The 21617-nt window shown below is 72.2% G+C and carries 24 protein-coding genes; 18 read left to right on the plus strand and 6 right to left on the minus strand.

Going from position 1 to position 21617, the window contains the following annotated elements; all coding sequences use genetic code 11:
- Positions 1-11 precede the first annotated feature (11 nt).
- The 5 genes from IFT73_RS14370 to IFT73_RS14390 all read left to right on the plus strand — a co-directional run bounded on the left by IFT73_RS14370 (position 12) and on the right by IFT73_RS14390 (position 3870).
- Positions 12-944 carry an NAD(P)-dependent oxidoreductase gene (locus IFT73_RS14370; protein ID WP_192168219.1) on the plus strand — a complete coding sequence of 311 codons (933 nt, stop codon included), beginning with the start codon at positions 12-14 and terminating at the stop codon, positions 942-944.
- A 55-nt stretch (positions 945-999) separates the two neighbouring features.
- On the plus strand, positions 1000-2034 hold the full coding sequence (locus IFT73_RS14375; protein ID WP_192168220.1) for a hypothetical protein: 1035 nt from the start codon (positions 1000-1002) through the stop codon (positions 2032-2034).
- Between the two features lie 44 nt (positions 2035-2078).
- Positions 2079-2327, plus strand: a complete 249-nt coding sequence (locus IFT73_RS14380) for a DUF1272 domain-containing protein (protein ID WP_192168221.1) — start codon at positions 2079-2081, stop codon at positions 2325-2327.
- Positions 2324-2938, plus strand: coding sequence for a hypothetical protein (locus tag IFT73_RS14385; RefSeq protein WP_192168222.1), 615 nt, complete (start codon positions 2324-2326; stop codon positions 2936-2938). The genes IFT73_RS14380 and IFT73_RS14385 overlap by 4 nt, the downstream gene beginning before the upstream one ends.
- Positions 2939-3048: 110 nt before the next feature.
- Positions 3049-3870, plus strand: a complete 822-nt coding sequence (locus IFT73_RS14390; RefSeq protein ID WP_371811302.1) for a pseudouridine synthase — start codon at positions 3049-3051, stop codon at positions 3868-3870.
- Here the strand turns inward: IFT73_RS14390 and IFT73_RS14395 are convergent.
- Positions 3858-4205 (minus strand): DUF2568 domain-containing protein, encoded by a 348-nt coding sequence (locus IFT73_RS14395; RefSeq protein WP_192168224.1) that lies wholly within the window; start codon positions 4203-4205, stop codon positions 3858-3860. The two genes, IFT73_RS14390 and IFT73_RS14395, sit on opposite strands and share 13 nt — an antisense overlap.
- A gap of 32 nt (positions 4206-4237) precedes the next feature.
- Here IFT73_RS14395 and IFT73_RS14400 point away from each other — a divergent pair, with 32 nt between their 5' ends.
- Genes IFT73_RS14400 through IFT73_RS14410 form a run of 3 tightly spaced genes read left to right on the plus strand, consistent with a single transcriptional unit; the run spans position 4238 to position 6753 of the window.
- Positions 4238-5905 (plus strand): FAD-dependent oxidoreductase, encoded by a 1668-nt coding sequence (locus tag IFT73_RS14400; protein ID WP_192168225.1) that lies wholly within the window; start codon positions 4238-4240, stop codon positions 5903-5905.
- Between the two features lie 42 nt (positions 5906-5947).
- Positions 5948-6331, plus strand: coding sequence for a hypothetical protein (locus IFT73_RS14405; protein ID WP_192168226.1), 384 nt, complete (start codon positions 5948-5950; stop codon positions 6329-6331).
- On the plus strand, positions 6328-6753 hold the full coding sequence (locus tag IFT73_RS14410) for a GtrA family protein (protein ID WP_056609616.1): 426 nt from the start codon (positions 6328-6330) through the stop codon (positions 6751-6753). The genes IFT73_RS14405 and IFT73_RS14410 overlap by 4 nt, the downstream gene beginning before the upstream one ends.
- On the opposite strand, the gene IFT73_RS14415 is transcribed toward IFT73_RS14410, so the two are convergent.
- Positions 6750-7589, minus strand: coding sequence for an alpha/beta fold hydrolase (locus IFT73_RS14415; protein ID WP_192168227.1), 840 nt, complete (start codon positions 7587-7589; stop codon positions 6750-6752). The two genes, IFT73_RS14410 and IFT73_RS14415, sit on opposite strands and share 4 nt — an antisense overlap.
- 137 nt (positions 7590-7726) lie before the next feature.
- Between IFT73_RS14415 and gatC the strand changes: the two genes are divergently transcribed.
- The 3 genes from gatC to gatB are packed head-to-tail and all read left to right on the plus strand — an operon-like array spanning position 7727 to position 11044.
- Positions 7727-8035, plus strand: coding sequence for an Asp-tRNA(Asn)/Glu-tRNA(Gln) amidotransferase subunit GatC (gatC, locus tag IFT73_RS14420; protein WP_056609611.1), 309 nt, complete (start codon positions 7727-7729; stop codon positions 8033-8035).
- 1 nt (position 8036) lies between these two features.
- Positions 8037-9551 (plus strand): Asp-tRNA(Asn)/Glu-tRNA(Gln) amidotransferase subunit GatA, encoded by a 1515-nt coding sequence (gene gatA, locus IFT73_RS14425; protein WP_192168228.1) that lies wholly within the window; start codon positions 8037-8039, stop codon positions 9549-9551.
- On the plus strand, positions 9548-11044 hold the full coding sequence (gatB, locus tag IFT73_RS14430; RefSeq protein WP_192168229.1) for an Asp-tRNA(Asn)/Glu-tRNA(Gln) amidotransferase subunit GatB: 1497 nt from the start codon (positions 9548-9550) through the stop codon (positions 11042-11044). Before gatA ends, gatB begins: the two co-directional genes overlap by 4 nt.
- A 30-nt stretch (positions 11045-11074) precedes the next feature.
- On the opposite strand, the gene IFT73_RS14435 is transcribed toward gatB, so the two are convergent.
- Together IFT73_RS14435 and IFT73_RS14440 are read right to left on the minus strand one after the other, a co-directional pair.
- Positions 11075-11959, minus strand: a complete 885-nt coding sequence (locus IFT73_RS14435) for an alpha/beta fold hydrolase (RefSeq protein WP_192168230.1) — start codon at positions 11957-11959, stop codon at positions 11075-11077.
- A gap of 94 nt (positions 11960-12053) precedes the next feature.
- The gene (locus tag IFT73_RS14440; RefSeq protein WP_197984270.1) at positions 12054-12905 is read right to left on the minus strand and encodes a RimK family alpha-L-glutamate ligase; all 852 of its coding nucleotides are present in this window, start codon (positions 12903-12905) and stop codon (positions 12054-12056) included.
- 130 nt (positions 12906-13035) lie between these two features.
- On the opposite strand from IFT73_RS14440, the gene IFT73_RS14445 reads away from it, so the two are divergent.
- The 5 genes from IFT73_RS14445 to IFT73_RS14465 are packed head-to-tail and all read left to right on the plus strand — an operon-like array spanning position 13036 to position 18019.
- Entirely contained in the window at positions 13036-13602 is a 567-nt protein-coding gene (locus tag IFT73_RS14445) for a hypothetical protein (protein WP_197984271.1), read from the plus strand.
- On the plus strand, positions 13599-14141 hold the full coding sequence (locus IFT73_RS14450) for a hypothetical protein (RefSeq protein ID WP_192168233.1): 543 nt from the start codon (positions 13599-13601) through the stop codon (positions 14139-14141). Before IFT73_RS14445 ends, IFT73_RS14450 begins: the two co-directional genes overlap by 4 nt.
- A gap of 41 nt (positions 14142-14182) precedes the next feature.
- Positions 14183-15868 (plus strand): dihydroxy-acid dehydratase, encoded by a 1686-nt coding sequence (gene ilvD, locus IFT73_RS14455; RefSeq protein WP_192168234.1) that lies wholly within the window; start codon positions 14183-14185, stop codon positions 15866-15868.
- A complete protein-coding gene (locus IFT73_RS14460; RefSeq protein ID WP_192168235.1) occupies positions 15868-16533 on the plus strand; it encodes a hypothetical protein in 666 nt (221 codons plus the stop codon). Before ilvD ends, IFT73_RS14460 begins: the two co-directional genes overlap by 1 nt.
- 43 nt (positions 16534-16576) lie before the next feature.
- Positions 16577-18019 (plus strand): SDR family NAD(P)-dependent oxidoreductase, encoded by a 1443-nt coding sequence (locus IFT73_RS14465; RefSeq protein WP_192168236.1) that lies wholly within the window; start codon positions 16577-16579, stop codon positions 18017-18019.
- A 69-nt stretch (positions 18020-18088) separates the two neighbouring features.
- Here IFT73_RS14465 and IFT73_RS14470 read toward each other — a convergent pair whose 3' ends face one another.
- A complete protein-coding gene (locus IFT73_RS14470) occupies positions 18089-18424 on the minus strand; it encodes a hypothetical protein (RefSeq protein ID WP_192168237.1) in 336 nt (111 codons plus the stop codon).
- Between the two features lie 165 nt (positions 18425-18589).
- The gene (locus tag IFT73_RS14475; protein WP_192168238.1) at positions 18590-18907 is read right to left on the minus strand and encodes a hypothetical protein; all 318 of its coding nucleotides are present in this window, start codon (positions 18905-18907) and stop codon (positions 18590-18592) included.
- A 365-nt stretch (positions 18908-19272) separates the two neighbouring features.
- Between IFT73_RS14475 and IFT73_RS14480 the strand changes: the two genes are divergently transcribed.
- Positions 19273-21051, plus strand: coding sequence for an acetolactate synthase large subunit (locus IFT73_RS14480; protein WP_082556219.1), 1779 nt, complete (start codon positions 19273-19275; stop codon positions 21049-21051).
- Positions 21051-21584, plus strand: a complete 534-nt coding sequence (ilvN, locus tag IFT73_RS14485; RefSeq protein ID WP_056609584.1) for an acetolactate synthase small subunit — start codon at positions 21051-21053, stop codon at positions 21582-21584. The genes IFT73_RS14480 and ilvN overlap by 1 nt, the downstream gene beginning before the upstream one ends.
- The last annotated feature ends 33 nt before the right edge of the window (positions 21585-21617 follow it).

The raw sequence follows: 21617 nt of genomic DNA on the forward strand, positions 1-21617 counted from the left end.
GAGTGGAGCGCATGACGTCCCCCTCGAGCCCTGACACGTCCCCCCGCCCCACCGTCGTCGTGACCGGCGCCAACGGCTTCGTCGGCGCCCGGGTGTGCGACGCCCTGGTGGCACGTGGCGCCACGGTGCGCGCCGTCGTGCGTCGGGCCGGCACCGCACCGTCCCTCCCGGGCGTCGAGGAGGTCGTCGGGCAGTTCACCGACCCGACGTTCGCGGCACAGGCGGTCTCGGGTGCCGACGCCGTCGTCACGACGGTGCACCCGATGCAGTCCGACCGCGAGGCGCAGCAGCAGATCGGCGTGGTCGGCACCGGCACGATCGCGCGGGCCGCGGCCGACGCCGACGTCTCCGTCCTGGTGCACGTGTCGACCGCTGCGGTCTACGACAGGTCGCCGGGCGTCGGCGACGTGTCCGAGGGCTCGGCCCTGGTCGGCGACGGCGCGAACGACTACAGCGTCACCAAGCGCGACACCGACGCCGCCCTCGCGGAGGTCGACGGCATCACGCGGGTGCTGCTGCGGCCCCCGGCGATCCTCGGAGTGGGTGAGTCGTCGGTCTGGAACACGCTGCGGCCCGCCGGGATGCGCGACGACCAGGAGCACCGGCACGCGCTCGCCGACCAGTCGTTCGCCTGGGTGCACGTCACGGACCTCGCGGCCCTCGCCGCGGACGTCGCGGTCGGCGTCGTCACTCCGGGCGACGGCGCCTCCGAGGGCCCGGTGCTCGGCGGGTGCACGCCCGTTAACGTCGCCGCCGGTGCCGTGCCGATGCGCGACTACGTGCAGGTCGTGGCCGACGCGGTCGACGTCGCGCCGGTGTGGGACGACGGGCCCGCCTGGACCGGGCGCATCGTCGCCGACCGCGCGCGGGCCTGGGGATGGTCGCCCCGCGTCACGATCGACACGGCGCTCGACGAGGTGCGCGAGGGCCTGACGACCGCCTGACCCGCGGCCCGTCGATCGGCCCACCCGGACGGCGCGGGTGACGTACCGTCGGGGTGTGCCCACCGACGACGCCGTGCCGCTCGGCGACCGACTGCTCGACGCCCAGGTCGCCTTCCACCTCGCCCGCCTGACGGGCGACGAGCTGACCGTGACCGTGGCGCGGATCGCGACCGCGGTGCTCGACGCGGCGGACGGTCACCAGGTCGCCGACCTGGTCGACCCCGAGGCCGTCAAGGTCGTCGTCGGCAGGGCGCTGACCGACGTGCCGGGCAGCCCCGCGGTCGCCGCGTTCATCGAGCTCGGCCGCGAGCTCGCGGTCGCCGGCCCGGCGGAGGCCTTCCCGCTCGGCGACGTCGTCGACCGCGAGCAGGTCGAGCGACTGCTCGACGAGACGCTGGCGCTGACGCCCGTCCTCGAGCGCGCGCTGGAGCGGCTCACCGCGAGCCCGCTGGTCGGCGCCACCGCGACCCGCTTCATGGGCCGCATCGTGGGCGAGGCGATCGCGGCGAACCAGGCGGTCGCCGACAAGGTGCCCGGGCTGGGCTCCCTGCTGTCGATGGGCACCAAGGCGGCGGCGGGCATGGTCGGCGCGGCCGACAAGCAGCTCGACGGCCTGCTGGCCGACACCGCCGGCAAGGGCGGCACGCTGGCGGTGCGCCGGCTGAACCGCATCATCGTCGACACCCTGCGTGATCCCACGACCCGCGACGCGGTGCTGCAGGTGTGGGACCTCGTCGCGGCCGAGCCCGTGCGCGGTCTCGGCGACGACGCCGACGTCGAGCAGGTGTCGGGCGTCGTCGACGCGGCCCACGACCTGACGGTCTCCGTCCTCGCCCACCCCCGCGTCGTGGCGCTCGGCCACGCCGTCGTCGACGGGTTCTTCGAGGCGTTCGGCGGCTACACGCCCGGCGAGCTCCTCGAGCAGCTCGACCTCGACCGCGCCGACCTCGTGGCCGACGTCGTGCGGTTCGCGCCCGCCGTCGTCGGGACGCTCGTCGAGTCCGGCGAGCTCGAGCGGGTGCTGAGGGCCGAGCTGGCACCGTTCTACGCCTCCGACGAGGTCGTGCGGCTGCTGGGCGTCCGCGACTGACGCGATGCGCCGCGGCCCGCGCCCGCGAGCCCCATACTGGACCCATGCTGGACATCCGCCCGAGCTGCGAGTGCTGTGACACCGACCTCGACCCGTCGTCGCCGGACGTCCTGATCTGCAGCTACGAGTGCACGTGGTGCCTGGAGTGCGCCACCACGGTCTTGCGCGGCGTGTGCCCCAACTGCGGCGGGGGCCTCGTCCGCCGGCCCGTCCCGTCGGCGTCGCGGCTCGTGGACGACCCGCCGTCGACGGTGCGGGTCTTCAACCCCGCCTGCCGGCCGGTGTCGGCGTGACGGACGACGAGCTCGTCGAGGCGCTGCGGGCGATCTTCGCGGCCGACGCCGTCGCCGACGGTCTCGATCGCAGCGACGGGTACGGCGACGACTACCGGATCACCGCGCTGCGCGTGGTGCGGGGCGACGACGGGTTCGACGACCTGCTGCTGACGGTCGAGGACGGCCACGACACGGTCACGTCGCGGCTGCTGTTCGACCGGGCCTGGCGGGCGGCCAGCGGGCTCGACGACGCCGGGTCGTACGCGACGTTCGCGCTGGCCCGCTGGCGGTCGTCGATCGTCCACGACACCGTCGAGCCGGGCCCGCGGCACCCCGTCGGCGTCCCGGACGTCGAGGAGGCCCTGCGTCGTTCGTACGGCAACGCCAACCTCGTGCGGCACGGTGTCGTCGAGGTCGTCGAGGACGACGGCGAGATCTTCCTGCTCCACGCGACGCCCCAGCAGTGGCGCCGGTTCGTGTCGGGACGGCCGGACGCCATGGGCGCGCTGGAGGAGGTCGTCTTGGCGCGGTGGGACGACGAGGACCACGTCGTGTTCTTCCGCGGGTCGTTCCACCCGTCCGTGCGGGGCGAGCTGCCGCCGCTGCGCAGCCGGCTGTCGCCGCAGTAGTGCCTCCCCGTTCGCCGCTGCCGCCACGCCACGGGCTCGCCGCCGCCTGGCTGCGCACGCCCGATCGCGGCGTGCCCCGCCCCGACCCGTGGCCGACGATGGGCGCGTGGCTGCGCGACCGCCTGCCCGAGCGCGTCGACATCGACGCGATGCTGGCCGAGCGCCGGTTCGTGCACGACGACCTGACGCCCGTCCGCGACGACGAGCCGTACATGCCGCACACATTCGTCTGGTTCCACCGCGACCTGCCCGACGAGGTCGAGGTGCCGGGCGAGATCCACGTCGTCCACCGCGACGAGCGGCTCGTCGTCGTCGACAAGCCGGCATTCCTGTCGTCGATCCCGCGCGGCCAGCACATCCGTCAGAGCGTCGTCGTGCGCCTGCGCGACGAGCTCGGGCTGCCGGAGCTGTCGCCCCTGCACCGGCTCGACCGGGTGACGTCGGGGCTGCTCATGCTCGCGACCGAGCGGCGGTGGCGGGGGCCGTACCAGACGATGTTCCAGCAGGGGACGGTCCACAAGACGTACGGTGCGCTGGCGCACGTGCGCGCGGACCTCGACCTGCCGCGCACGATCACGAACCACGTGGTCAAGCGGCGTGGCAGCTGGCAGGCCGAGGTCGTGCCCGGTGCACCGATCAACGCCGAGACGCTCGTCGAGCTGGTGGACGGGCGCGAGGGCGGCCTCGGTCGCTACCGGCTCACGCCCCGCACGGGACGCACCCACCAGCTGCGGGTGCACCTCGCCGGGCTGGGCATCCCGATCGTGGACGACCCGCTGTACCCGGTCGTCCGGGACGTCGCGATCGACGACTTCACGACGCCGCTGCAGCTGCTCGCGCAGGAGATCGCGTTCACCGACCCGATCGACCGGACCGAGCGGTGGTTCGGCAGCGTGCGGCGCCTGCCGCTGCCGCCGGGTCAGACGTCCTGACGCGACAGCGCGACGAAGACCGCCGTCGCGATCGCCGCGAAGCCCAGGCCGGCCCACACGAGCCCCCCGGCCGCGGCGTAGAGCGCCGTCGTGACGAACAGCATGATCTGCACGACCAGCCGGGTGGGCAGCTCGAGCCGGCGCACCGAGGTCGGCGACATCCACTGCGCCCAGATCGCGATGGCGACGAGCGCCAGGAAGACGCCCACGGCCCACCCGCGCCAGCCGTCGGCGAACCCGTGGCCCGCCAGCACGAGGAGCACGACCATCGCGACCTCGCACAGGAACGCCGCGGCGTCGAGCGGGCCCAGGTCGGTCGGCTTCTGAGGTGGCATGAGCACAGCCTAGGGACTGCTACTTTGCGCGCATGACCGAGTCTGCGCGCCAGAAGCCCGTCATCCTGCTCGCCGCCACCGCCGACAGCCGCGACGTGCTGGAGGACGAGTTCCGCAGCCGGTACTCCCGCGACTACGACGTGCGCACCCTGCTGGGGCCCGAGGTGGTGGTGGACGAGGCCGTCTCGCTGCTCGACGACGGCCGCCAGATCGCGCTCCTGGGCGTCGACCACGCCCTCGACGGCAGCGCGCTCGACCTCGTCGACGAGCTGCGACGTCTCTCGCCGAGCAGCCGGCGCGTCGTCCTGGTGCCGGCCGGCACGTTCCAGGCGGCGCTCGAGGTGCTGCGACCCGCCCTGGCCGTCGGCCGTCTCGACACGTACCTGCTGATCCCGCAGGGCCCGCGCGACGAGGAGTTCCACACCGCGATCACGGAGTACCTGTCGGAGTGGGCGACCACGACGTCGCGCCCCGAGGTGGCCGGCGTCCGCATCGTCGACGACGGCAACCAGCCCGCCGTCGCGGGCATCCGTGACTTCCTCGACCGCATGGGCTCGCCGTGGAGCCGCTACCGCCCCGACAGCGCGGTCGGCCGCGAGCTGCTCGACGAGGTCGGTGACGACGCGCCGCTGCCGCTCGTGTCGGCGTACGGGCGTCCGACGATCGCCGGTGCCACCGACCGGCTCGTGGCCAGCGCCTACTACGGGTCGCCGCGCGACCTGGGCGACGACTACGTGGCCGACCTGCTGATCGTCGGCGCCGGGCCCGCCGGCCTGGCGGCAGCCGTCTACGGGGCGTCCGAGGGGCTGCGCACCGTCGTGCTCGACCCCGAGGCGGTGGGTGGTCAGGCCGGCACGAGCTCGATGATCCGCAACTACCTGGGCTTCCCCCGCGGCGTCTCCGGCATGCGTCTGGCCTTCCGTGCCCGCCTGCAGGCGACGCGGTTCGGCGCGCGCATCTTCACCGGGCGGGCCGCGACCGGCCTGACGCCGGGCACGCTGCACGAGGTGGCGTACGACGACGGCGTCCTGCGCGCCCGTGCGGTGCTGGTGGCGTGCGGCGTTCGCTACCGGCGTCTCGGCGTGCCGAGCCTCGAGCGTCTGGTCGGCACGGGGGTCCACTACGGCGCCGCCACCAGCGTCGCGCGCGAGATGGAGGGGCGTGACGTCTTCGTCGTCGGGGGCGGCAACTCGGCGGGCCAGGCCGCGCTGCACCTCGCGCGCTTCGCCCGCAGCGTCACGATCGTCGTGCGCCGGGCCTCGCTGTCCGAGACGATGTCGGCCTACCTGGTCGACGAGATCGCCACCCACGACGACATCACGGTGCGGGTCGGCTCGCGCGTCGTCGACGGCGACGGCGAGGGGCACCTCGAGTGGATCTCGCTGCAGGGCGCCGGCGGCGATCCGGAGCGGCTGCCGGCCGATGGGCTGTTCCTGCTGCTGGGGGCCGAGCCGGAGTGCGACTGGCTGCCCGACGACGTGGCGCGCGACGAGCGGGGGTTCGTCCTGACCGGTCGCGACATCCCGAGGGACAGGTGGCGGGACGGGCTGCCCCCGGCGCCTCTCGAGACGACCGTTCCGGGCGTCTTCGCCGCGGGCGACGTGCGGGCCGGGTCGATGAAGCGCGTCGCCTCGGCCAGCGGCGAGGGGGCAGGGGCCGTCGCCCAGGTGCACGCCCACCTCGCCCCCGTCCCCGACTGACTCCGTTCCTCGACGGGGCGGGGGAACCACTAGCATTGCGAGGTGCGTAGACCTGTCGTGCCGGCGTGGGCCGAGCGAGCCGTGAACCCGGCGCTGGTGCTCGTCCAGGTCGCCGTCGTGGGTGTCGGGCTGTGGTCGTGGTGGGGGTGGGCCGGGCTTTTGATCGGCCCGCCGCTGATCGCCGCGCTCTGGATGCTGTGGCCGCACGACGTGGCGGACGACGAGGGCTGCCTGCGCTGCCGGCACGCGAGCATCCACCACCGCGGGTGCTGCCAGGCGTGCCTGCGCGACGTCGAGGCCGGGAGGGCGACGTCGGTGACGCCGTGCGGCCGCTTCCGCCGGTGGTCGCCGCGCAACCGGTGGAGCGAGCTGCGCGCGGGCGACGACCGGCTCGCCGCGGCGCGACGACTGGTGCGCGCGTCATGACGATCAGGCGTCTGCTCGCCGACCAGAAGGTGCGCTTCGTGCTCGTCGGCGGCTTCAACACCGTCCTGGGCTACCTGACGTTCGGTGCCCTGACCCTCTGGGTCTTCCACGACGTGCGCTTCGGCTACCTGCTGAGCCTGCTCTGCTCGTACGCGGTCGGCATCTCCGTCGCATTCGTCCTGTACCGACGTCTCGTGTTCGTCGTGCACGGTCACGTCCTGCGCGACCTGGTGCGGTTCGTGTCGGTCTACGCGGTCTCGATCGGCGTCAACGCCGCCGTCCTGCCGGTCCTGGTGGAGGTCGTGGGCGTGCCGCCCGTGCTGGCCCAGGGGGTCGTCGTGCTGATCACGACCCTGCTGAGCTTCGTGGGGCACCGGTCGTTCTCGTTCCGGCGCGACGAGGACGTCTGCGACGTCGTCTAGACCGAGCCGATCCGGCGCACGACGACGTCGGCGAGCTCGGCGGGGTGCTGGTCGGGGATCCAGTGCGTCGCGCCCGCCATGACCTCGAGCTCGTAGGGCCCGGTGACGAACTGCGGCGTCAGGTCGGCCCCTCGTCGCACGAGGGCCGTGTCGCCGTCGCTCCACACGTACGTCGTGGGCACCGGGACGGTGCGGCCGAACGACCCGGCCGACCGGACGATCGATCGGTAGTAGCCGAGACCGCCCCGCAGCGCGCCGTCGGCGACGATCTCGTCGCGGAACGTCTCGATCATGCGGGAGTCCATGCCGGATGCGCGCAGGATGCGCTCGCCCAGGCCGCCTCGGCGGCTGAGCATCCGCTCGGGCAGGACGGGCAGCTGGAACACCAGCATGTAGTACGACTTCAGCAGCTGCGAGCTGCTGAGCATCGACCTCATGAAGGCGGCGGGGTGCGCGACGGAGACCGCTGTCAGCGACAGGACGTCGGCGGGGTGCGCGGCGGCGACGGCCCATGCGACGGCCGATCCCCAGTCGTGGCCCACGACGTGGACGGGCGTGCCGATCTCGTCGACCAGCGCCTTGACGTCGGCCACGAGCTCGTCGATGCCGTACGCGAAGCGCGACAGGGGGCGCGCGCCGGGGGAGTAGCCGCGCTGGTCGAGCGCGTACGTCCGCAGCCCCGCGGCGTGCAGGTGCTCCGACACCGCGGCCCACGACGTGGCCCGCTGCGGGAAGCCGTGCAGGAGGACGACGGGGACGCCGTCGAGCGGGCCGGAGTCGATGACGTCGAAGGTCAGTCCGGCGTGGTCGACCCGGGAGATGCGCGCTGTTTCCATGGGCCGATCCTGACAGAGAATCGGGCATCCCGCGGTCCCACGACACCCCGTGGAGGGTGTCCGGCCGGGTCACTAGGATGGGCGAGTACGTCACCAGCTCGACCCACCAGCGAGTCCACTGATCTCGAAGGACCTGTATGTCTGAGCCCGTCACGGGTATCTCCCGCGAGGACGTCGTCCATCTGGCCGGCCTCGCCCGCATCGACCTCAGCGACGCTGAGCTCGACCACCTCGCCACCGAGCTCCCGGCGATCCTCGAGCACGTCGCGAGCGTCCAGGAGGCCGCCGGCGACGACGTCCCGGCCATGAGCCATCCGGTGCCGGTCGACAACGTCTTCCGCGAGGACGTCGTGCGTCCGAGCCTCGCGCCCGCCGACGCCCTCGCCGCGGCACCCGCCTCCGACCAGCAGCGGTTCCTGGTCCCGAAGATCCTGGGAGAGGGCTGACATGAGCAGCGACCTGACCCGCAAGACCGCCGACGAGCTCGCGCGCGCCCTGTCGGCCTCGGAGGTCTCCTCCGTCGAGGTGACCCGGGCGCTCGTCGACCGCATCGAGTCCGTCGACGGATCGATCCACGCGTTCCTGCACGTCGACGCCGAGGGCGCGCTGGCTGCGGCCGCCGACGTCGACCGGCGCCGTGCCGACGGCGACCAGCTGCCGTACCTGGCCGGCGTGCCGATCGCGATCAAGGACGTGCTGGCGACCAAGGGCCTGCCGACGACGTGCGGCTCCAAGATCCTCGACGGCTGGATCCCGCCGTACGACGCGACCGTGACGGCCCGCATCAAGGCCGCGGGCCTGCCGATCCTGGGCAAGACCAACATGGACGAGTTCGCGATGGGCTCGTCCACCGAGCACTCGGCGTACGGGCCGACCCACAACCCGTGGGACACGACCCGCATCCCGGGCGGCTCGGGCGGCGGGTCTGCCGCCGCGGTCGCGGCCTTCGAGGCCCCGCTCGCGATCGGCACCGACACCGGTGGCTCGATCCGTCAGCCGGGTGCGCTGACCGGCACGGTCGGCGTCAAGCCGACGTACGGAGGGGTCAGCCGCTACGGCCTCGTCGCGATGGCCAGCAGCCTCGACCAGGCCGGTCCCGTCACCCGCACGGTGCTCGACGCCGCGCTGCTGCACGAGCTGATCGCGGGTCACGACCCCATGGACTCCACGAGCATCCCCGACGCGGTGCCCGCCGTCGTCGCCGCGGCCCGCCGGGCCGACGTCAAGGGGCTGCGCATCGGCATCGTGCGCGAGCTGGGCGGCGAGGGCTTCCAGCCCGGTGTCGAGGCCCGCTTCACCGAGGCCGTCGAGCTCCTGACGTCCGCGGGCGCCGAGGTCGTCGAGGTGTCGATCCCCAGCCTGACGTACGCGCTCGGCGCGTACTACCTCGTCATGCCGAGCGAGGCGAGCAGCAACCTCGCCAAGTTCGACGCGATGCGCTACGGCGTGCGCGTGCCCCCCGCCGGCGTCGACGACCCCAGCGCCGAGCAGGTCATGGCCTCGAGCCGTGACGCGGGCTTCGGCGACGAGGTCAAGCGCCGCATCATCCTCGGCACCTACGCCCTGTCGAGCGGCTACTACGACGCCTACTACGGCTCGGCGCAGAAGGTCCGCACGGTCCTGTCGCGCGACTTCGCGGCGGCGTTCGCCGACGTCGACGTGCTGGTCTCGCCGACGTCCCCGACCACCGCGTACCCGCTGGGCGACAAGCTCGACGACCCGTTGGCGATGTACCTCGGCGACGTCGCCACGATCCCGGCGAACCTCGTCGGCATCCCGGGCCTGTCGCTGCCGGTCGGCCTGGCCGATGAGGACGACCTGCCGGTGGGCCTGCAGTTCCTGGCCCCCCAGAAGGCCGACGACCGCCTGTACAACGCGGCGGCCGCACTCGAGCAGCTGCTCGAGCAGAAGTGGGGCGGCACGCTGCTGTCCCGCGCACCCGAGCTGGAGGCCATCCGATGACCGTCGAGACGCTGGTTCCCTTCGAGGAAGCCCTCACCCGCTACGACCCGGTCATGGGGCTCGAGATCCACATCGAGCTCAACACCGCGACCAAGATGTTCTGCGGCTGCCCGACCGAGTTCGGCGCCGAGCCCAACACCCAGGTCTGCCCCGTGTGCCTGGCGCTCCCGGGTGCGCTGCCGGTCGTCAACGCCAAGGCCGTCGAGTCGGCGATTCGCATGGGCCTGGCGCTCAACTGCGAGATCGCCGAGTGGTGCCGCTTCGCGCGCAAGAACTACTTCTACCCCGACATGCCGAAGAACTTCCAGACGTCGCAGTACGACGAGCCCATCGCCTTCGACGGCTACGTCGACGTCGAGGTCGACGGCGAGACGTTCCGCATCGAGATCGAGCGGGCGCACATGGAGGAGGACACCGGCAAGGCCCTGCACGTCGGCGGCTCGACCGGACGCATCCACGGCGCCGACTTCTCGCTGGTCGACTACAACCGCGCCGGCATCCCGCTGATCGAGATCGTCACCCGCACGATCGAGGTGCCGCCCGAGAAGGCGCCCGCGGTCGCCCGCGCCTACGTGTCGCACGTCCGCGACCTCATCGGCGGCCTCGGCGTGTCCGACGTCCGCATGGACCAGGGGTCGCTGCGCGCCGACGTCAACCTGTCGCTCAAGCCCAAGGGCTCCACGACGCTCGGCACCCGCTCGGAGACCAAGAACGTCAACTCGTTCCGGTCGGTCGAGCGCGCCGTCCGCTTCGAGATCTCGCGTCACGCGGGCATCCTCGACGCCGGGGGCAGGGTCGTGCAGGAGACCCGGCACTTCCAGGAGGACACCGGCACGACGCTCTCGGGCCGTGAGAAGTCCGACGCCGACGACTACCGCTACTTCCCGGAGCCAGACCTGGCCCCCGTCTCGCCGTCGCGCGAGTGGGTCGAGGAGCTGCGGGCGACGCTGCCCGAGCCGCCGGCCGTGCGTCGTGCGCGCCTGCAGGCCGACTGGGGCTTCTCCGACCTCGACATGCGCGACACGATCGGCGCGGGTGCGCTCGACCTGATCGTCGCCACGGTCGAGGCCGGCACCACGCCGCAGGCCGCCAAGAAGTGGTGGCTCGGCGAGATGGCGCGTCGCGCCAACGAGTCGGGGCACGACCTCGATGCGCTGGGCATCACGCCGCAGCAGGTCGCCGAGATCCAGGGGCTGATCGACGCCAAGCGGATCAACGACAAGCTCGCGCGGTCGGTCTTCGACGGCGTCATCGCCGGGGAGGGCACGCCCGAGGAGGTCGTGGTCTCGCGCAAGCTCGAGGTCGTCTCGGACGACGGCGCTCTCGGTGCGGCCGTCGACCGCGCGATCGAGGGTGATCCCGATGCCGCCGCCAAGATCCGTGCCGGCAACCTCGGCGTGGCCGGGGCCCTGATCGGTGCGGTCATGAAGGAGATGCGCGGACAGGCCGACGCGGGCCGCGTCCGCGAGCTGATCCTCGAGAAGCTGTCGTAGCCCGGCTGAGCCGGCCGGGCGACCGCCGGCTCAGTCGACGCGGGCCAGCAGCTCGAGCAGCTCGTCGCGCACGACGTCCGGGAACTCCACCGGGATGAAGTGCGTGCCGCGCAGCTCGCGGTAGCGCGACCCCCTGACCCGCTGCGAGGCCGTCAGCATGTCGCGGGCGCCCGTGAAGACGTCCCACCGGCCGGCGACGAACGTGACCGGTATGTCGAGGTCGCTGAGCGAGACACGGGCGTGCTCGGCCACGCTCAGCGCGAGCTTGGCGTACCAGGCGGGGTGCGTCGTGAAGAACTCCTGCAGGAGCGTCCGCAGCTCGGCGGTGTCGGCCGCGGGCGAGATGATGCGGGCCCGGCGGACCAGGTCCGTCGTGAAGTTGGTCCACGGCAGCTTGCGGGTCACGGGCGCCAGCGCGTGACCCGTGACGGTCGCCGAGTGGGCCAGGCCCACCATGAGGGCCCGCGCGACCGGCGGCGGCACGTGGAGGGGAGCGAGCATCGTCGAGAACGTGTTGCCCGGGACGCCGGCCACGGCCAGGATGCCGGCGACGCGCTCGGGGTGACGGGTGGCCAGCTCGAAGGCGATCGTGACACCGGTCGACCAGGCGGCCACGACGGCGCGATCCAGGCTCGCGTCGTCCATCACGGCAACGGCGTCCTCGATGAACGACTCGAGGTCGACGCGGCCGTCGTCGGGGCGCGCGGACCCGCCCGTCCCGCGGTGGTTCCAGCCGATCACCCGGACTCCGCTCCCGGCGCGCAGCAGCGAGGGCCAGGCGTGCGGATTGGTGCCGAGACCGTTGGAGACCAGCACGGTGGGGCCGTCGGCGTCGTTGGTCCAGGCGCGGATGCGGGTGCCGTCGGCGCTCGTCACGTCGTAGTAGCGCACGAGGGCCGCGGTCGGTGTGGTCACGCGCCGATTGTCCACGGGGTGCCGGGGGTCTGCAATGCCAATCGCATCCGGCGGTGGCCGCGGCGCGTCCCCGTCCGCGCGGACGCGGCGTGGCTCAGTGCAGGGCCAGCACCGCGTCGACGAGGCGGTCCGCCGCGCCGTCGGCGTGGGGGAGGAACAGGCTCGGCTCGGTCAGCTCGAGCTCGATCACCAGCGGGGAGCCGTCGGCGGCCGTCACGAGGTCGACGCGCGCGTACAGCGGGGCGCGGTCGACGCCCATGGCCTCGCACGCGGCGGCGACGGCACGCTCGGCCACCTCGCGCTGCGCGTCGCTCGGGGTGCGCGGCGTGATGCTCTCGCGACTGTCGCGGTCCTGCCGGACGCCCTCGCCCCGCTCTAGCAGCGGACCCTTGCGGATGGCGTGCGAGAACGTGCCCGCGAAGAGCAGCATCGCGGTCTCGCCCTCGTCGTCGACCGAGGAGATGTACGGCTGCGTCATCGACGTGCGGCCGGCCGCGACGAGCTCTGCGCTGTGCGCCCACACCTCGTCGCGCGTGCCCCACCGCGCGGTGTCCTTCGATCCCGCGGAGATCGTGGGCTTGACGACCCACTCGTCGTGCTCGCCGATGTCGTCTCCCGGGGCGACGTCCCACTGCGTCTCGATGATGGGGACGCCGGCCGACTCGAGCTGTCGGAGGTACGTCTTGTCGGTGTTCCAGGCCAGGACGGCGGCGTCGTTCTGCAGGGTGGGCACCGATCGCGCCCAGGCGAGGAACTCGTCGCGCCGGGTCGTGTAGTCCCAGCACGACCGGACGACGACGGTGTCGTAGGCGCTCCAGTCGACGGCCGGGTCGTCCCAGACCACGATCTCGGCGGTGGTGCCGCGCGCGGCTGCGGCTTCCACGACGAGCGGCAGGTCGGCGTCGACGTCGCGGGCGGTCGAGCTGGTGGCGAGGGCGATGGTCACGCTGCCATCGTGGCACGGGCCGTTCACTGCATGAATCAATGCTGTGAAATTGATTGAGCCACATCAATGATGAGTCATTGATTACGTGGTATCAATGTCTGGAAGTTGATACCCTGTGATCATGTTCGTCATGACGATCGATCAGCGGCGCAGCCGGTCCGAGCCCGACGCGGTGCCGGCGCTCGACCTCCTCCTGTCGCCCGACCGCACGGTGCGACCGTTCGAGCGCACGGCCGGCGACGAGGTGCAGGGCCTCCTCGACGATCCCGACGCCGTCGTCGACATGGCGCTGACGCTCGTGCGGGACGGCGGGTGGTCGATCGGCATCGGCGTCGGCGAGGTCGAGCGGCCCCTCGCCGACTCGGTCAGGGCCAACCGCGGACCGGCGTTCGTCGCGGCGCGCCAGGCGGTCGAGCGGGCGAAGTCGTCACCCCTGCACGTCGCGGTCGAGGCCGAGTCGTCCGGTGGCGAGCTCGCCGAGACCGCCCTGCTGCTGGTCGCCGGCATCGTCGACCGGCGCAGCGAGGCCGGCTGGCAGGCCGTCGACGCCATGGCGACCTCCGAGACCCAGGCCGTGGCCGCGGCATCGCTCGGCATCTCGCCGCAGGCCATGAATCGTCGGCTCCGGGTGGCAGGCTATGTCGAGGAGCGGCGCGGACATGCCCTCGTGACCCATCTGCTGGAGGCGGCCCGATGATCCTGCTCGTCCTCGTCGCGGCGGCCCTCGTGCCCGTGGCCGCCGGATGGACCGGTCGTCACCGCGTGGTCGCGGCGGCCGTCGCCACCGTCCTGCTGGCCGCCGCGGTGATCGTCCGGGTGGTCGCGAGCATCTCGGTCGACCAGGGCGTCCTCGGCATCGTCGCGTCCGTGCTGGCCGTGGCCGGTGGATCGGTCGTCACGACGGCGGTGTTCGACGTCATCGACGACCGCTCGACCGATCGCACCGAGTCGCTCGAGGCGGCCGGGCACATCCTGCGCGGCGGCACGTGGGTCGGGGCGCTCGAGCGGCTCGCGGTGTTCGGCTCGCTCGTGGCCGGCATGCCGTCGGGGGTCGCGCTGACCCTCGCCGTCAAGGGCCTCGGCCGCTACCCCGAGCTGCGCAGCGGCGACCGACCCGCCACCGCCGAGCGCTTCATCATCGGCACCCTCGTCAGCGTGCTCTGGGCGGCCCTGTGCGCCTACGTGGCCACGGGATTCGCACCCCTCGACGCGGGCCGCGCGGCCTTCGACGCCTGACCGCTGCCCGGGCTGGTCGGGCGAAGTCGTAATCTTTGGCCATGGCCTCCGAGAACGAGATCGACATCAAGCCGCGCAGCCGCACCGTCACCGACGGCCTCGAGGCCACCGCGTCACGAGGCATGCTGCGCGCGGTCGGCATGGGCGACGACGACTGGCCCAAGCCCCAGATCGGTGTCGCGTCCAGCTGGAACGAGATCACCCCGTGCAACCTGTCGCTCGACCGCCTGGCCAAGCGCGCCAAGGAAGGCGTGCACGCCGGCGGCGGCTACCCGCTCGAGTTCGGCACGATCTCGGTGTCCGACGGCATCTCGATGGGCCACGAGGGCATGCACTTCTCGCTCGTGAGCCGCGAGGTCATCGCCGACTCGGTCGAGACCGTCATGATGGCCGAGCGCCTCGACGGATCGGTCCTGCTGGCCGGCTGCGACAAGAGCCTGCCCGGCATGCTGATGGCCGCCGCCCGCCTCGACCTGGCCAGCGTGTTCGTCTACGCCGGTTCGATCATGCCGGGCAACGTCGACGGCAAGGACGTCACGATCATCGACGCCTTCGAGGCCGTCGGTGCGTGCCTGGCCGGCAAGATGTCGCGTGAGCAGGTCGACAAGATCGAGCGCGCGATCTGCCCCGGCGAGGGCGCCTGCGGCGGCATGTACACCGCCAACACCATGGCGTCGGCAGCCGAGGCCCTCGGCATGAGTCTGCCCGGCTCGTCGGCCCCGCCGGCGATCGACAGCCGCCGCGACGAGTACGCCATCAAGTCGGGCGAGGCGGTCGTCGAGCTGCTCCGCCGCGGCATCACGGCCCGCCAGATCCTGACCAAGGAGGCGTTCGAGAACGCCATCACCGTCGTCATGGCGCTGGGCGGCTCGACCAACGCGGTCCTGCACCTGCTGGCGATCGCGCGCGAGGCCGAGGTCGACCTGACGCTCGAGGACTTCAGCCGCATCGGCGACAAGGTGCCGCACCTCGGCGACCTCAAGCCCTTCGGCCGCTACGTCATGAACGACGTCGACAAGGTCGGCGGCATCCCGGTCATCATGAAGGCACTGCTCGACGCCGGGCTCATGCACGGCGACTGCCTGACGGTCACCGGCAAGACCATGGCCGAGAACCTGGCGCACATCGAGCAGCGCATCGACGGCGACGTCATCCGCGGCCTCGACCGGCCGATCCACCAGACCGGTGGCCTCACGATCCTGCACGGCACGCTGGCCCCCGAGGGTGCCGTCGTCAAGAGTGCCGGCTTCGACTCCGACGTGTTCACCGGCACGGCCCGCGTCTTCGACGGCGAGCGCAAGGCGATGGACGCCCTCGAGGACGGCACGATCGTCGCCGGTGACGTCGTCGTCATCCGCTACGAGGGCCCCAAGGGCGGCCCCGGCATGCGCGAGATGCTCGCGATCACCGGCGCGATCAAGGGCGCCGGCCTGGGCAAGGACGTCCTGCTCATGACCGACGGACGGTTCTCGGGCGGCACGACCGGCCTGTGCGTCGGGCACGTCGCGCCGGAGGCCGTCGACGGCGGACCGATCGCCTTCGTCAAGGACGGCGACCAGATCACCCTCGACGTGGCCAACAAGCGCCTCGACGTCGCGGTCGACGCCGACGAGCTCGAGGCCCGCAAGGTCGGGTGGGAGCCGCTGCCGCCCAAGTACACCAAGGGCGTGCTCGCGAAGTACCGCAAGCTCGTCAGCTCGGCCGCCGACGGCGCCGTCTGCGGTTGATGCAGGCCTTCGCGACCCGGTGGGACTTCCTGTTCGCGTCGGTGCTGATCGGCGTCGACCGCTCGACCGGGGTGTTCTCGGGCAGCGAGCCGGCGCCGGGGCAGCAGATGGTCGCGGTCTGGACGAGCGCCGAGATCGCCGAGGAGGCGCTGCACGTCGAGTCGTGGGAGCTGCGGCCGATCCTGGTCCGTGACCTCCTGCCGCTGCTGCCCGCGGGCGTCGGCGTCCAGGTCGACCCCGAGCGCACGTCCGGCATGACGGCGTCCGCCGCCTACGTGGCCGGCATCCGGCGGTTCGCCGAGCCGTTCCCGGTCGACGCGGCCGTCCGCGTCACGACGTGGGACGAGATCCCCGACGGCGCTCTGGCAGCCGTCGCGCAGGCGGCCGACGAGCAGGGCGTCCGCGAGCTGCACGCGCTGATGTACACGGTCGACGACAGCCCGCCGATCGGCTGCCTCGCGTGGGTCGCGGACGAGTCGGCCGACCCGTCCGCCGTCGGCTGGGCGCTCGAGACGGCTCTCCTGACCGCCGCCGGGCCCGCCGACCTGGCAGTCGTCACGGTCCGCGTGCTGCCGCTGTCGTCGGTGCCGCAGGAGATCCGGGCCGCCATCGGCGACCGTCACGTGCTGCGGCGTCGCCGTCGGACGCGGTTCTGGCGCCGCTGAGCCCGCGCGGGCCCTGTCACGGGGCCTCGGGGACAATGGAGGAATGCCATCTCCACGTCCCGCGTCCTTCACCGAGGACGAGCTCGCGACCGCGCTGAAGGTCCTCGGCGAGGCCCAGTTCCTCGAGGACGAGGACGCGGCCTACGTCGCCCTGCGTCACGCCTGCGGCAAGTTCTACAAGGACGTCAAGAAGCAGCGCCGGCTCGCCAAGCGCGCCGAGGTCGCCGCCGCCGACCGCGCCGTCGTCGCCACGACGGCCACGGGCTCGCCGACCCGCATCGACGACGAGACCGAGGGCATCCCGCTGGTCTCGAACGCCGCCGGCGCATCGGCCGGCACCCTGCTGGTGCCCCGGCCCTGCTACATCTGCAAGCAGAAGTACACCGTCGTCGACGCGTTCTACCACCAGCTCTGCCCCGACTGCGCCGCCCTGAACCGGGCCCGGCGCGACGCCCGCACCGACCTGACCGGCAAGCGCGCCCTGCTGACGGGCGGTCGCGCCAAGATCGGCATGTACATCGCGCTGCGCCTGCTGCGCGACGGCGCCCACACCACCATCACGACCCGGTTCCCGCACGACGCCGTGCGCCGGTTCACCGCGATGCCCGACAGTGCCGACTGGATCGACCGGCTGCGGATCGTCGGCATCGACCTGCGCGACCCGGCGCAGGTCGTGGGCCTGGCCGATTCCGTCGCGGCGCAGGGTCCCCTCGACATCCTGATCAACAACGCCGCGCAGACCGTCCGGCGCACGCCGGGCGCCTACGCGCCGCTGGCCGAGGCCGAGTCGGCGCCGCTGCCCGACGGGCCCCTGCCCGAGCTGCTGACGTTCGGTCACACCAGCGACGCGCACCCCGCCGCGCTGGTGGGGTCGGTGTCGGCGCACCCCGTCCTGGCCGGCGACGCCTACACCGCCGACGAGCTGACGTCGCTGGCGATGGCGGCGGGCTCGGCGGACCTCGAGCGCATCGACGCCGGGGGACTGGTGCCCGACACCGTCGACGTCAACAGCTGGACGCAGCGCGTGCACGAGGTCGACGCCCTGGAGCTGCTCGAGGTGCAGCTGTGCAACACGACGGCGCCGTTCATCCTCGTCAGCCGGCTGCGGCCGTCGATGGCGGCGTCCGCGGCGCGCCGCACGTACGTCGTCAACGTCTCGGCGATGGAGGGGCAGTTCAGCCGCCGCTACAAGGGGCCGGGCCACCCGCACACCAACATGGCCAAGGCCGCGCTCAACATGCTGACCCGCACCAGCGCGGGGGAGATGCTCGAGCAGGACGGCATCCTGATGACGGCCGTCGACACGGGCTGGATCACCGACGAGCGCCCGCACCCGACCAAGGTGCGCCTGGCCGAGGAGGGCTTCAAGGCGCCGCTCGACCTGGTCGACGGGGCCGCGCGCGTGTACGACCCGATCATCCGCGGCGAGGCGGGCGACGACGTCCACGGCGTCTTCCTGAAGGACTACGCGGCCTCGCCCTGGTGAGCCGTGGCCGGACGCACGACGGCCCGGCGAGCGTGCTCGCCGGGCCGTCGTGTCGGTGCTGGGGTCTGGCTACGGGGCCGGCGTCGTGGCCGACGGAGCCGGCGTGCTCGCCGTGATGCACTTGCCGATCTCGGTGGCCGCGTCGCCCTGCGCCTTGGTGTCCTCGTCGCTGGGCTTGTAGTCGGTGTCGTTCTCGGCGACGGCCTTGACGGCCTCGTCCGACAGGTCGGAGTCGACGATCGCCTTGGCGGCGCAGTCGGCCTGCTTGTCGGTGATCGCGCTGCCCGCGGACTTCTTCAGCTGCGCGGCGACGTCGTCGGCGCTCGGGCGGTCGCCGCCACCGCCGCAGGCCGAGGTGAGGGTCAGTGCCGCGACGACGAACGCCGCGCTCAGGGTCTTCTTCATGGCATCTCCAGGATTCGGGTCCGCGACGGAGGGACGCAGCGGACGGGCAGCATTCATGGTCGCACCCGATCGTCCGCCGTGCCGCGTCGGCCCGGGCAGTGAAAGACCCGGCGGGAGGTGGGCTCCCGCCGGGTCGTCACGGTGCCGGTCACCCGGCGGTCGGCATCAGCTGCCGGACGTCGCGCACTTCGTGAGGTCGGACTGGAGGCCGGTGAGGGCGTCCTTGTCCTTGTCGCTGCCCTTGTAGTCCTCGTCGCCCTCGACGATCGCGTTCAGCGTCTTGTCGGAGACGTCGGACTTCTCGAGCGCGCCGGCGATGCAGTCGGCCGCCGCCTCGGGGATCTTCGTCCCGAAGACGCTGTCGTCGCTCGTGATGGCCTTCTTGAGCTCGGCCTGCGTCGGGCGGTCGCCTCCGCCGCCACCGCAGGCCGACGTCAGGGACAGGGCGGCGACTGCGAACAGCGCGGTCAGGGTCTTCTTCATGTGGGTTCCCCCTCGATAGGCGCCTGCCGTCTTCGTGCAGGTCGCCCCCATCTCATCGCATCGAGACAGGTCGGTGCCAATCGGGGAGCCGAACTCACGCCGAGCAGTCCACATGGTGGTACAAGTCGTCTCGCGACTTGATATCTGCGCGCACACGGCCCATGCTGGGGGCATGCATGCGCACCTTCTCGTAGTACGCCACTGACGCGGCGCCCCACCAGGCATCGCGTCTCCCTCGATCGCACCCAGTGAATGCTTCTGGGGCCGGGGGATTTTTTTATGGCTCCACGCTTGACGGGGTCGCAGACGGGGAGGTGCCGGTCCGACCGGCCTCCGAAGAACCGAGCAGTGAGGTAGCACCAGACATGACAGAGCAGATCGCGGAGCAGCTGACCGGGGCCCAGAGCCTCGTCAGGTCGCTGGAGCACGCCGGCGTCGACACGATCTTCGGGATCCCCGGCGGCGCGATCCTGCCGGCCTACGACCCGTTGTTCGACTCCGAGCAGATCCGTCACATCCTCGTCCGCCACGAGCAGGGTGCGGGCCACGCCGCGCAGGGCTACGCGATGGTCACGGGTCGCGTCGGCGTCTGCATGGCGACGTCGGGCCCGGGGGCGACCAACCTGGTCACGGCGATCGCCGACGCCTTCATGGACTCCGTCCCGATCGTGGCGATCACGGGCCAGGTCGCGACGCACCTGATCGGCACCGACGGCTTCCAGGAGGCCGACATCCGCGGCATCACGATGCCGATCACCAAGCACAGCTACCTCGTCACCGACGCCGCCGACATCCCGCGCGTCATCGCCGAGGCGTTCCACATCGCCGGTACCGGGCGTCCGGGCCCCGTGCTCGTCGACATCGCCAAGGACGCCCTGCAGTCGTCGACGACGTTCCACTGGCCGTCCGAGCTGGCCCTGCCGGGCTACCGGCCGACCACGCGCCCGCACGGCAAGCAGGTGCGCGAGGCGGCACGGCTCATCGCCGCCGCCGAGCGGCCGGTGCTGTACGTCGGAGGCGGCGTCATCAAGGCCGAGGCGTCCGCCGAGCTCAAGATGCTCGCCGAGCTGACCCAGATCCCGGTCGTCACGACGCTGATGGCACGGGGCGCGTTCCCCGACTCGCACGAGCTGCACCTCGGCATGCCGGGCATGCACGGCACCGTCGCCGCCGTCACGGCGCTGCAGCGCAGCGACCTGCTGATCTCGCTCGGCGCGCGGTTCGACGACCGCGTCACGGGCCAGCTGTCGTCGTTCGCGCCGCTCGCCAAGGTCATCCACGCCGACATCGACCCGGCCGAGATCTCCAAGAACCGCACGGCGGACGTCCCGATCGTCGGCGACTGCCGCGAGGTCATCTCCGAGCTCATCGGCACGCTGCGCAAGCAGGCCGACGAGGACGGCGTCGAGGGCGACTACGCCGCGTGGCGCGAGCAGGTGCTGGGCATCAAGGCGCGCTTCCCGGTCGGCTACGACAAGCCCGCCGAGGGTCTCGCCCCGCAGACCGTGATCGAGCGGCTCAGCGCGCTGTCGGGCTCCGACGCGACGTACGTCGCCGGTGTCGGCCAGCACCAGATGTGGGCTGCGCACTACGTCGACTACGAGCGTCCCCGCCAGTGGCTCAACTCCGGCGGCGCCGGCACGATGGGCTACTCCGTGCCCGCGGCCATGGGCGCCCAGGTGGGCCTGCCCGGCTCGGTGGTCTGGGCGATCGACGGTGACGGCTGCTTCCAGATGACCAACCAGGAGCTCGCGACGTGCGCGCTCGAGGGCATCCCGATCAAGGTCGCCGTCATCAACAACTCCTCGCTCGGCATGGTGCGCCAGTGGCAGACGCTGCTGTACGAGGGCCGCTACTCCAACACCGACCTCAACACGGGGCCGGAGTCGATCGGCGCGCGTCGCATCCCCGACTTCGTCAAGCTCGCGGACGCCTACGGGTGCGTCGGGCTGCGGTGCGACAGCGAGGCCGACCTCGACGCCACGATCGAGAAGGCCCTGGCGATCACCGACCGACCCGTCGTGATCGACTTCGTGGTCGAGCGCGACGCCATGGTGTGGCCGATGGTCCACGGCGGCGCCTCCAACGACGACATCCAGATCGCCCGCGATCTGGCCCCCACCTGGGACGACGAGGACATCTGATGACGACGCAGCACACCCTTTCCGTCCTGGTCGAGAACACGCCCGGCGTGCTCGCGCGCGTCTCGAGCCTGTTCATGCGACGCGGCTTCAACATCGAGTCGCTCGCGGTGGGCCAGACCGAGATCCCCGAGATCTCGCGCATGACGATCGTCGTCAACGTCGACGAGCTGCCCCTCGAGCAGGTCACCAAGCAGCTCAACAAGCTCGTGAACGTCCTGAAGATCGTCGAGCTCGACTCGGGCAGCGCGGTCGAGCGCGAGCTCATGCTGATCAAGGTGCGCACCGACCCGCAGACCCGCGGACAGGTGCTCGAGACCGTCAATCTCTTCAGGGCTAAGGTGGTCGACGTGGCCACCGACGCCGTCACGATCGAGGCGACGGGCGATGCGGGCAAGCTCGCCGCGATGCTCAACGTCCTCGAGCCGTTCGGCATCCGCGAGATCGCCCAGTCCGGGCGCGTGGCCATCGGCCGCGGGCCCCGCTCGATCACCGACCGCACGCTGCGCACCGTTCCGGGCACGCAGGCGAGCTGACCACCCCCGACCGTTCCACAAGCCCCTCACAAG

It is taken from the genome of Aeromicrobium sp. CFBP 8757 (assembly GCF_014841755.1).
Classification (GTDB): domain Bacteria; phylum Actinomycetota; class Actinomycetes; order Propionibacteriales; family Nocardioidaceae; genus Aeromicrobium.

What these genes read in the sequence shown, in the direction of transcription:
- IFT73_RS14370 (WP_192168219.1), top strand. Translation starts at nt 12, where the DNA reads ATGACGTCCCCCTCGAGCCCTGACACGTCCCCCCGCCCCACCGTCGTC.
- IFT73_RS14380 (WP_192168221.1), top strand. Translation starts at nt 2,079, where the DNA reads ATGCTGGACATCCGCCCGAGCTGCGAGTGCTGTGACACCGACCTCGAC.
- IFT73_RS14395 (WP_192168224.1), bottom strand. Translation starts at nt 4,205, where the DNA reads ATGCCACCTCAGAAGCCGACCGACCTGGGCCCGCTCGACGCCGCGGCG.
- IFT73_RS14400 (WP_192168225.1), top strand. Translation starts at nt 4,238, where the DNA reads ATGACCGAGTCTGCGCGCCAGAAGCCCGTCATCCTGCTCGCCGCCACC.
- IFT73_RS14410 (WP_056609616.1), top strand. Translation starts at nt 6,328, where the DNA reads ATGACGATCAGGCGTCTGCTCGCCGACCAGAAGGTGCGCTTCGTGCTC.
- IFT73_RS14415 (WP_192168227.1), bottom strand. Translation starts at nt 7,589, where the DNA reads ATGGAAACAGCGCGCATCTCCCGGGTCGACCACGCCGGACTGACCTTC.
- gatC (WP_056609611.1), top strand. Translation starts at nt 7,727, where the DNA reads ATGTCTGAGCCCGTCACGGGTATCTCCCGCGAGGACGTCGTCCATCTG.
- gatA (WP_192168228.1), top strand. Translation starts at nt 8,037, where the DNA reads ATGAGCAGCGACCTGACCCGCAAGACCGCCGACGAGCTCGCGCGCGCC.
- gatB (WP_192168229.1), top strand. Translation starts at nt 9,548, where the DNA reads ATGACCGTCGAGACGCTGGTTCCCTTCGAGGAAGCCCTCACCCGCTAC.
- IFT73_RS14445 (WP_197984271.1), top strand. Translation starts at nt 13,036, where the DNA reads ATGACGATCGATCAGCGGCGCAGCCGGTCCGAGCCCGACGCGGTGCCG.
- IFT73_RS14450 (WP_192168233.1), top strand. Translation starts at nt 13,599, where the DNA reads ATGATCCTGCTCGTCCTCGTCGCGGCGGCCCTCGTGCCCGTGGCCGCC.
- ilvD (WP_192168234.1), top strand. Translation starts at nt 14,183, where the DNA reads ATGGCCTCCGAGAACGAGATCGACATCAAGCCGCGCAGCCGCACCGTC.
- IFT73_RS14460 (WP_192168235.1), top strand. Translation starts at nt 15,868, where the DNA reads ATGCAGGCCTTCGCGACCCGGTGGGACTTCCTGTTCGCGTCGGTGCTG.
- IFT73_RS14465 (WP_192168236.1), top strand. Translation starts at nt 16,577, where the DNA reads ATGCCATCTCCACGTCCCGCGTCCTTCACCGAGGACGAGCTCGCGACC.
- IFT73_RS14470 (WP_192168237.1), bottom strand. Translation starts at nt 18,424, where the DNA reads ATGAAGAAGACCCTGAGCGCGGCGTTCGTCGTCGCGGCACTGACCCTC.
- IFT73_RS14475 (WP_192168238.1), bottom strand. Translation starts at nt 18,907, where the DNA reads ATGAAGAAGACCCTGACCGCGCTGTTCGCAGTCGCCGCCCTGTCCCTG.
- IFT73_RS14480 (WP_082556219.1), top strand. Translation starts at nt 19,273, where the DNA reads ATGACAGAGCAGATCGCGGAGCAGCTGACCGGGGCCCAGAGCCTCGTC.
- ilvN (WP_056609584.1), top strand. Translation starts at nt 21,051, where the DNA reads ATGACGACGCAGCACACCCTTTCCGTCCTGGTCGAGAACACGCCCGGC.